At 72.9% G+C, this 9884-nt stretch carries 4 protein-coding genes and 1 pseudogene; 4 read left to right on the top strand and 1 reads right to left on the bottom strand.

Annotation, left to right across the window (positions count from 1 at the left end):
* A pseudogene (locus B0E53_RS37935) lies at positions 1-865 on the top strand (hypothetical protein); the annotation flags it as partial.
* A gap of 56 nt (positions 866-921) precedes the next feature.
* Here B0E53_RS37935 and B0E53_RS28220 read toward each other — a convergent pair.
* Entirely contained in the window at positions 922-2379 is a 1458-nt protein-coding gene (locus tag B0E53_RS28220; RefSeq protein WP_168215428.1) for an APC family permease, read from the bottom strand.
* A gap of 361 nt (positions 2380-2740) precedes the next feature.
* On the opposite strand from B0E53_RS28220, the gene B0E53_RS28225 reads away from it, so the two are divergent.
* The 3 genes from B0E53_RS28225 (at position 2741) to pulA (ending at position 9746) form a co-directional block, all read left to right on the top strand.
* The gene (locus B0E53_RS28225; RefSeq protein WP_107078797.1) at positions 2741-3328 is read left to right on the top strand and encodes a cellulose binding domain-containing protein; all 588 of its coding nucleotides are present in this window, start codon (positions 2741-2743) and stop codon (positions 3326-3328) included.
* Between the two features lie 83 nt (positions 3329-3411).
* Positions 3412-4095, top strand: coding sequence for a cellulose binding domain-containing protein (locus tag B0E53_RS28230; RefSeq protein ID WP_107078798.1), 684 nt, complete (start codon positions 3412-3414; stop codon positions 4093-4095).
* A gap of 152 nt (positions 4096-4247) precedes the next feature.
* Complete coding sequence (gene pulA, locus B0E53_RS28235; protein ID WP_107078799.1) at positions 4248-9746, top strand: pullulanase-type alpha-1,6-glucosidase; 5499 nt, start codon at positions 4248-4250, stop codon at positions 9744-9746.
* Positions 9747-9884 lie beyond the last annotated feature (138 nt).

Consider the following 9884-nt stretch of genomic DNA (forward strand, 5'->3'; position numbering starts at 1 on the left):
GACGCCGGCCTACGGCGCCCCCGCGACGCCGGCCTACGGCGCCCCCGCGGCGGCGCACCCGGTCACGCCGGGCAGCTACGGTGCGCCGGACGCCCCCGGGTACGGCGCCGCCGGGCCGGCCCGGGCGAGCTGGTCCGCGGGTGACGCTTCCGAGGCGAGCGCCGACGGCTACTCGAACCAGGCCGTCTACCACCAGATCCGGCAGGCGGTGGTGCACCGGGTGCAGTACGCGAACGCGCTGCACGCCTCGCACTACTGGGACCTGCGCCGGACCAAGCCGGTCGGGCCGCACGCGCTGGTCTTCCTCTACGCCAGCCTGGACCCCCTGTTCGCCGATCCGCGCCGGCCCTACTACGAGATCAAGGCGGCCTCCCGCCTGTTCCGCGACGGCAGCGACGTGCAGGACCTGCCGGCGCTGCTCGCCGAGCTGTGCGAGATCGCCGACGGCTACCTGGCCGGCGGCGGGGTTTTCGACCCGGTCGCCCAGATGACCCAGGCCGGCGAGCCGATGCCCGCCGAGGCGCGCTACGTGGGGGTCTCCGTGTCGACCCTGCTCGGCACCGGCGACGCGTTGCCCGGCCCCGGCGGGATGGGCATCCCCGGGCGCAACCTCGTGGTCATGTCCGACGACAACCTGCTGGTGGTCGAGCGCCCGGCGCGCGCGCACGAGCAGGCCGTCGTGTATTCCACCTGCCCGCACTTCAGCGGCGGGGGCGTGGAGTACCGCAGCTGGCTCCCGCTCAGCCCCGAGCATCAGGTCCACCCGGCCTGGCGCTGGTTGCAGCGCCTCAACCAGCTGGTGATGACCGGCCAGGAGCGCAAGGCCGCGATGGCCGGGACGGTCGACGGCCGGCGCCGGCGCTGAACAGGCCGACGGCCCGCCCCCGGTGTCGGGGGCGGGCCGTCGCGCGTCCGGGCCTCCTACAGGGAACGGCCGACCAGGTCCTGCTCGATGACCGCGAGCGGGCGCAGCTGGCCCTGCCCGACGTTCTCCAGCACCTCCGGGCGGGTGGCCCGGAGGACCGCCGCCCAGACCAGCCCCACCGCCGCGGCGGCCGCCACCGCGCCGGGGACCAGCCACTTCGTGGTGGAGTCCGGCGGGGTTCCGAGCACGGCGGAGAGGTTGACCAGCGTGGTGAGCAGGGCCGCGCCGACCAGAGCCGCACCGATGGCCGGCGCGACCGTGCGCTGCCACGCGCTCTCGTCGCCGCCGCCCCGGCGGAAGAACGCGATCGCGGCGATCGAGGTGACCGCCATCATGAGCAGCACCGCGATGGCCGCGACGCCCGAGAGCCAGCTGAACATGATGGCCACCGGATCGGCGCCGGTCAGCGCGAAGACCAGGATGACCGGCAGGGCGATCGCCGACTGCAGCACCGACCCGGCGACCGGCGCGCCACCCCGGCCGACCCGCTCGAACACCGCCGGCAGCACCCGCTCCCGGCCGAGACTGAAGGCGTACCGGGCGATCGAGTTGTGGAAACTGATCATCGCGGCGAAGACGCTGGTCACCACGAGGATGGTCGCGACGCTGCCGAGCACGGGACTGGCGTTCGCCTCCAGGATCGAGAACGGCAGCCCGGCGTTCGGGTCGCGGGACCGGTCGACGACCTGGTCCGGTCCGACGGCCACGGCCATGGCCCAGGCGGCGAGCGCGTAGAGGACGCCCAGCAGGATCAGCGCCGAGTAGGCCGCCCGGGACACCGCCTGCGGCGACCGGGACTCCTCGGAGTAGACGGCGGCGGACTCGTAGCCCACGAACGAGGCCGCGCAGAAGGCGACCACACCGCCGATGCCGGGGACCAGCAGGTTGCCGGGGTCCAGCGGCGCGAAGCTCACCGAACCGCCGGCCGGGTGGGTGAACGAGGTGAGCACGAAGAGCAGGATCACCGCGACCTCGACGGCCAGCACCGCGCCCAGCAGGCCGACGCTGATCCGCGCCTTCAGCACGCCGACCAGGGCGACCCCGGCCCAGGCGAGCAGCGCCCAGGCCCACCAGGCGCCGCCAAGGCTGTCGCTGACGACCGCGCCGAGCAGCCCGTACAGGCAGATCTGGATGGCGTTGTAGCCGAGCAGCACGACGGGCGCGGCGACCACGCCCCAGAACCGCCCGAAGCCGGCCGCCAGGGCCGCGTAGAAGACGCCGGCGCTGGAGACGTAGCGGGCCATGGCCAGGTAGCCGACGGAGAAGAAGAGCAGGGCGGCCGCGATCACGAGGAAGCCGAGCGGTGTGCCGGTGACGCCCGTCGAGGCGTACGTGGCGACGATCGCACCGGCGAGTACGGCCATCGGGGAGGAGGCGGTGGCGCTGAACACCAACAGGGCGCCGGTGCCGAGGGACTTGCGGATGAGCCCGGTTGGCGCGCTGGCAATCTGCATGGAGTTGCTCCGAGTAGGGGGAGGGGGTTGTCGGGGCGGGACGGGTGGTCGGCGGCCGGGCATCGACCGGGTGGCATTGCTCCATGATGGACAGTGCGGGCGAGTGTGCGGATCTTTGCCCGGATCTGAGCCATTTAGGAGCTCCGATAGCTGAGCCCGGACAGCGTAGCCGACGACGCGGTGCGACGTGTCGGGTGCGGGTCGTGGCCATGGACCGGCCGGCGGGGCCCCGATCCGCCGCGCATGATCGTCCGTTCCGCGCGTCCCGGGTGCCCGGACGGTCGGAACGCTCCGGGCGCGCTTCGCGACGCGGCGCACCGTGGCTACGCTGGCGCGTCGGGTACCACGAGGGGGGCATGTGATGGGCGGCGGGCCAGCCGAGCCGGCCGAGGCGCCGGCGGCGCCGCGGGTGCTCACGTCGGTGCCGTGGATCGTGGTGCTGCTCGGCGTCGGCCTGATCGTCGGCCTGTTGGTGGTCGCTCCCCCCTCCGCGCCGCCGACCGGCGGCGCCACCGACGCGCCCACCGGATCCGCGACGCCGTCACCCGGCGCGACCGCCTCGCCCTCGGCCCGCGCGTCCCGGTCGGCGACGCCGCGGCCCAGCGCCTCGAGTCGGGCGGTCGCGCAGGGTGCCGTGGCCGCGCGGTACGAGGCCACCGCGAGCGACCGGAGCGGGTTCGAGGCCCGGCTGACCGTGGTCAACGGTTCCGGTGGCGGGCAGGGCTGGGAGGTCGAGCTGTTCTTCACCGGCAACGTGAAGACCATCGAGGCATCGTCCGCCTCCGGGGTGTCGGTCAGCAGCCAGGGCAGCGGGGTGTTCGTGCTGCGCGGCGCCGGGCCGCTGCCGGCCGGGGAGACCGCCACGGTGCGGATGCGGTTCGGCCGCACGGGCACCGGTGACCGGCCGGGCCAGTGCACGGTCAACGGCGCGGACTGTGTGATCGGCTGAGGCGCGCACCGGCCGCGGGTCCACCGGGCGGGCGACGCTCGCGGTCGTTACGCTCGCCCGACGGGGACCGACAGGGGAGGGGCATGTCCGGCACACGACGCGTACGCCCGTCACCCGGCGCCGCCATCGCCTCCTCGCCCTGGATCATCGTCTCGGTCGGCGTGATCGTCATGGTGGTGCTGCTGGTCGTGGCGCTGGGCTCGGTGCGCGGGCGGCGGACGTTCGCCGAGACCCCGCCGCCGGCCCCGACGATGTCGCTGCCCCAGTTGCCGGCCACCAGCCCCACCACCCCCGGCCAGGCCACCCGGCCGCCCACGTCCGCCGCCGGGCCGGTGGTGCCCGGGCTCTCCCCCCGGTCGACCGTGCTGCCCGCCCGGCCCACGCCGAGCCCGTCGGCCGGGACGGCCACGGCCAGCCCCAGCGGCCCGCCCGCGCCACCGCCGCCCGCCCCGCCGGTGACCGGCCGGTACGGGGTGGTGAGCAGCTTCGACGGCGGCTTCATCGGTGAGGTGCGGCTGGTCAACACCGCCGACACGGCGCAGGGCTGGACGGTGCGGCTGACCTTCCCGCGGGGCCGTCTCGTGGCCGCCTGGGTGAGCGGCGCCGAGCAGGGCAGCGGCGACTTCACCGACGGCGTCTTCACCTACCGCAGCGGGGTATCCCTGGCGCCCGGGGCGTCGGTGGCGCTGCAGTTCCACTTCGAGCAGACGGGGACGACCCGGCCCACGAGCTGCGCGGTCGACGGCGCGGCCTGCTCCGGCCTCTGATCCTCCGCCTCCCGGATCACCCTCGGCGGCCGGCATCCGCTGCCGTGTTTCGCAAGACGGCTGCTTTGTTGCGACTTCGTTTGCAAGGTATTGCAGAATGTTTCGGCGAGAGCTAGCGTGCGGGCGAATCAGCGACCAGAGAAAGGCCGTCGATGAAACCCCCGCCGATATCCCGCAAGGCCCTGGCCGCCTTGGCCTCCTCCCTCGTGCTCACCCTTGTCGGCGTGCCGGTGGCCCTCCACCAGCTGGGTGCCGACGGCAGCGACCGCCCCGCCACCCCGGACGTGCTGGCCGCCGCGGGCGCCGCGCAGTGGAGCCGGGAACCCTCCGCCGAGGCGCTGCTCAAGGCCGGCAACAACAGCGCGAAGGCCGAGCAGTTCTACTTCGTCCTGCCGGACCGCTTCGCCAACGGCGACAAGCGCAACGACACCGGCGGGCTGGCCGGCGACCGGCTCAGCACCGGCCTGGACCCCGCGGACAAGGGCTTCTACCACGGCGGTGACCTCAAGGGGGTCATCGACAAGATGGACTACATCGAGGGCCTTGGCACCACGGCCATCTGGCTCGCCCCGATCTTCAAGAACCGGCCCGTGCAGGGCACCGGCGCGGACGTCTCCGCCGGCTACCACGGCTACTGGGTCACCGACTTCACCCAGGTCGACCCGCACTTCGGCACCAACGCGGAGCTGAAGAAGCTGGTCGGCCTCGCCCACCAGCGGGGCATCAAGGTCTACCTGGACATCATCGTCAACCACACCGCCGACGTCATCCGCTACGCCGAGGACAAGTACGGCTACGTCGACAAGAAGACGACCCCCTACACCGACGCGCAGGGACGGGCCTTCGAGGACCGCAACTACGCCGACGGCACCCGGGCGTTCCCCCAGGTGAACAAGGAGTCGTTCCCGTACACCCCGACCTTCGCCAGCGCGGCCGACGCCAAGGTCAAGGTGCCCTCCTGGCTGAACGACCCGACCATGTACCACAACCGGGGCGACTCCACCTTCGCCGGTGAGAACAGCGAGTACGGCGACTTCTTCGGCCTCGACGACCTGTGGACCGAGCGTCCCGAGGTGGTCCGCGGCATGACCGACATCTACGCGCAGTGGATCGGCAAGGCCGGCGTGGACGGCTTCCGCCTCGACACGGTCAAGCACGCCAACCTCGACTTCTGGCCGCAGTTCACCCGCGGCATCGATGCCGCCGCCGCCAAGGCCGGCAAGCCGGACTTCTTCATGTTCGGCGAGGTCTACAGCGCCGACCAGGAGATCGAGTCGACCTACGTGCGGCAGGGCGGCCTGCCGGCCACCCTCGACTTCTCCTTCCAGGAGGCCGCGCGGGGCTACACCGCTGCCGACGGCTCGGCCAGGGCGCTCGCGGACCTGTACGCCAAGGACGACCTCTACGCCGCCCGGGACACCGACGCCAACCGGCTGACCACCTTCCTCGGCAACCACGACATGGGCCGGATCGGCTCGTTCATCGCGGCGGCCGGCGGCGACGACGCCAGCCAGCTCCGCCGCGACCAGCTCGCCCACCAGCTGATGTTCCTCACCCGCGGCCAGCCGGTCGTCTATTCCGGTGACGAGCAGGGCTTCACCGGGCCCGGCGGGGACAAGGACGCCCGGCAGGACATGTTCGCCAGCAGGACGGCGGACTACCTCGACGACGACCTGATCGGCACCACCCGCACCCACGCCAGCGACCAGTACGACACCACCCACCCGCTCTACCGGACCATCGCCGAGCTGGGCGAGCTGCGGCAGGCCCACCCCGCGCTGCGGGACGGCATCCAGGTCACCCGGTACGCGGCCGACGGTCCCGGCGTCTTCGCCTTCTCCCGCGTCCTGCCGAAGGACCGCACCGAGTACGTCGTCGCGGTGAACAACGCCGCGACCGCGCAGACTGTCACCGTGGACACGTGGTCGGCCGGCGCCACCTTCACCGGCGTGTACGGCGGCGCGACCACCGCGAGCGCCGGCGCGGACGGCAAGCTGGGCGTGACCGTGCCGGCCATGTCGGCCGTCGTGCTCAAGGCCGACCGGGCGATCCCGCAGGCCGGCGCGGCCCCGACGATCACCCTCACCGAGCCGGGCGACGCCCCGGTCGCCACCAAGGCCGCCGTCACCGCCCAGGTCACCGGCGACCCCCTCGCGACCGTCACCTTCGCCGCCCGGGTCCCCGGCGGCAAGTGGACGCTGCTGGGCAGCGCGCACCGGGCGCCGTACACCGTCCACCACGACCTGACCGGCCTGGCCGGCGGGACGAAGGTCGAGTACAAGGCGGTGGTCCGCGACGGCAAGGGCCGCGTGGCCGCCGCCCGCACCACCGGCGTGGTCGGCACCCCGGCCCAGAGCGCGTCGCGGGACTGGGCGGTCGTGCACTACCAGCGACCCGCCGGGGGGTACGCCGACTGGGGCCTCTACACCTGGGGCGACATCGACCCCGCCTATCAGACCGAGTGGCCCAAGGGACAGCCGTTCGTGGGTGAGGACTCCTTCGGCCGGTTCGCCTGGGTCAAGTTGAAGCCGGGCGCCAAGTCGGTCGGGTTCCTCGTGGTCGACAAGGACGGGAACAAGGACGTAGCGAACGACCGCACCATCGACGTGACGCAGACCGGCGAGGTCTGGGTCAAGCAGGGCGACAGCGCCCTCTACCCGACGCGGCAGGCCGCCACGGGCGAGCCCGACCCGCCGGTCGACCAGAGCACCGCCGTCATCCACTGGCGCAAGGCGGACGGGAACTACGACGGCTGGGGCCTGCACCTCTGGGACGGCGCCGCCAACCCGACCGACTGGGGCAACCCGCTGAAGCCGGAGAAGATCGACGCGTACGGCGCGGTCTTCCGGGTGCCGCTCGCCGCCGGCGCCACCGGACTGAACTACATCGTGCACTCCGGCGACGAGAAGGACCAGCCCGACGACCAGCGGCTGGACTTCGCCGCCGCCGGGCACGAGATCTGGCTGCTGGCCGGAGTCAAGGGCCGGTTGCTGCCGCCGACCTCGTCCGGCGTCGCGAAGGATCTCGACATCACCAAGCAGAACGCGCAGTGGATCGACCGGTCCACCGTGGCGTGGCAGACCGGGCCGACCGACGGCAAGCGGTACGCCCTGGTGGCCGCCCCCGCTGGCGGGCTCGCCGTCGCCGACGGGGAGCTGACCGGGACGTACACCACGCTGCCGCTGCGGGCCGGGCGCACCGGGCTGACCGAGGCTCAGCGGCAGGCGTACCCGCAGCTCTGGGCCTACCGGGCGTTCACGCTGGACCGCGCCGACCTGGCCAAGGTGCCCGCGGCGCTGCGCGGCCAGCTCGTGGTGACCGAGCGGGACGCCGAGGGCCACCTGCTCGGCGCCACCGGGGTGCAGATCCCCGGCGTCCTCGACGACGTCTACCGGGCCGCCACCGACGCGAAGCTCGGCCCGACGTTCGCCGGCAAGGTGCCCACCCTGGCCGTCTGGGCGCCCACCGCCCGGAAGGTCTCGCTCCAGCTCTTCGACTCGCCGACGGCCGAGCCGACGACCGTGTCGATGAGCCGCAACGACACCACCGGCGTCTGGTCGGTGCGCGGCACGAGGTCGTGGACCGGGAAGTACTACCGCTACCAGGTCGAGGCGTGGCAGCCGGCGGCGCAGAAGATGGTCACCGCCGCGGTGACCGACCCGTACTCGCTGGCCCTCGCGCCGGACTCGACGCACAGCCAGATCGTCGACCTGGCAGACCCGGCGCTGGCCCCGGCCGGCTGGGCGAACCTGCGCAAGCCGAAGGCCGTGCCGTCGGCGAAGGCGCAGATCCAGGAGGTGTCGGTCCGCGACTTCTCCATCGCCGACACCACCGTGCCGGCCGACCGGCGGGGCACCTACCTCGCCTTCACCGACCCCGGGACGGCCGGGATGAAGCACCTCCGGGCGCTCGGCGACGCCGGGGTCAACTACCTGCACCTGCTGCCGGCGTTCGACTTCGCCACCATCCCCGAGCGGCGGGCCGACCAGGCGCAGCCCGCCTGCGACCTGGCCGCGCTGCCCCCGGATTCCGCCGAGCAGCAGAAATGCGTCGCGGCGGTGGCCGGGAAGGACGGCTACAACTGGGGGTACGACCCGCTGCACTACACCGTGCCGGAGGGCGGGTACGCCGTCGACCCGGCCGGGGCGAAGCGGACCACCGAGTTCCGGCAGATGGTCGCCGGGATCAACCAGGCCGGCCTGCGTGTGGTGATGGACGTCGTCTACAACCACACCTCGGCCGCCGGCACCGACCCGAAGTCGGTGCTCGACCAGGTGGTGCCGGGCTACTATCAGCGGTTGCTGCCCGACGGCACCGTGGCCAACTCGACCTGCTGCGCCAACACCGCCCCGGAGCACGCCATGATGGGCAAGCTCGTGGTGGACTCCCTGGTCACCTGGGCCCGCGCGTACAAGGTGGACGGCTTCCGGTTCGACCTGATGGGCCACCACCCGAAGGCGAACATCCTCGCCGTCCGCGCCGCGCTGGACCAGTTGACCCCGGCCCGCGACGGCGTGGACGGGAAGAAGATCCTGCTCTACGGCGAGGGCTGGAACTTCGGCGAGGTCGCCGACGACGCCCGGTTCGTGCAGGCCACCCAGGCCAACATGGCCGGCACCGGCATCGGCACCTTCAACGACCGGCTCCGGGACGCGGTTCGTGGCGGCGGGCCGTTCGACGGCAACCCGCGGATCCAGGGCTTCGCCTCCGGCCTCTTCACCGACCCGAACGGTGACGACGTCAACGGCTCCGCCGCGGAGCAGAAGGCGCGGCTGCTGCACCAGCAGGACCTCATCAAGGTGGGGCTCACCGGCAACCTGCGCGGCTACCGGTTCACCGACTCGTCCGGCCGGCCGGTCACCGGCGCGCAGGTGGACTACAACGGCTCGCCGGCCGGCTACACGGCGGCACCGGGCGAGGCGGTCACCTACGTCGACGCGCACGACAACGAGATCCTGTACGACGCGCTGGCGTACAAGCTGCCGCAGGGGACCCCGGCGCAGGACCGGGCCCGGATGCAGGTGCTCGCCCTGAGCACCGTGGTGATGGGGCAGGGGACCGGGTTCGTGACGGCCGGCTCGGAGCGGCTGCGCTCCAAGTCGCTGGACCGCAACTCGTACGACTCCGGTGACTGGTTCAACCAGATCCGCTGGGACTGCGCCCAGGGCAACGGCTTCGGCGCCGGTCTCCCACCGGAGCAGGACAACAAGGACAAGTGGCCGTACGCGAAGCCGCTGCTGGCCGACCCGAAGCTGGTGCCGGACTGCGCCGCGATCGGCCTGGCCGACGCCCGGTACGCGGAGCTGCTGACCATCCGGCGTTCCTCGCCGGTCTTCGGGCTGACCACCGCCGACCAGGTGCAGAAGCGGGTCGCCTTCCCGCTCTCCGGCGACCGGGAGACCCCGGGCGTGATCACCATGACCCTGGACGCCCGCGGGCTGGACGGAAAGTGGAAGTCGGTCACGGTGGTGTTCAACGCCACCCCGGAAACCGCGAAGCAGACCGTCACCGGCCTGCGCGGGGCGAACGTGGCGCTGCACCCCGTGCTGAGGAACTCCGCCGACCCGGTGCTCCGGACGGCGTCCTTCGACCGGGCCGGCGGCACGTTCACCGTGCCGGCCCGCAGCGTGGCGGTCTTCGTCCAGAGCTGACACCGGTCACGGTCCGGCCCCCTGCCACCGAGGTGGCAGGGGGCCGGACCCGTTGCGGACCTGGTTCAGTTGAAGCAGTCCTTGACGGTGCCCGCGCAGTTGGTCGGGTCGTTGTTGGACACGGTGGACTTGTCGTCG

Source organism: Micromonospora sp. MH33, from assembly GCF_003013775.1.
In the GTDB taxonomy this organism is placed as follows: domain Bacteria; phylum Actinomycetota; class Actinomycetes; order Mycobacteriales; family Micromonosporaceae; genus Micromonospora; species Micromonospora fulviviridis.

Excerpts from the sequence above, each read along its gene's own strand:
- B0E53_RS28220 (WP_168215428.1), bottom strand. The coding sequence starts at position 2,379 with ATGCAGATTGCCAGCGCGCCAACCGGGCTCATCCGCAAGTCCCTCGGC.
- B0E53_RS28230 (WP_107078798.1), top strand. The coding sequence starts at position 3,412 with ATGTCCGGCACACGACGCGTACGCCCGTCACCCGGCGCCGCCATCGCC.
- B0E53_RS28225 (WP_107078797.1), top strand. The coding sequence starts at position 2,741 with ATGGGCGGCGGGCCAGCCGAGCCGGCCGAGGCGCCGGCGGCGCCGCGG.
- pulA (WP_107078799.1), top strand. The coding sequence starts at position 4,248 with ATGAAACCCCCGCCGATATCCCGCAAGGCCCTGGCCGCCTTGGCCTCC.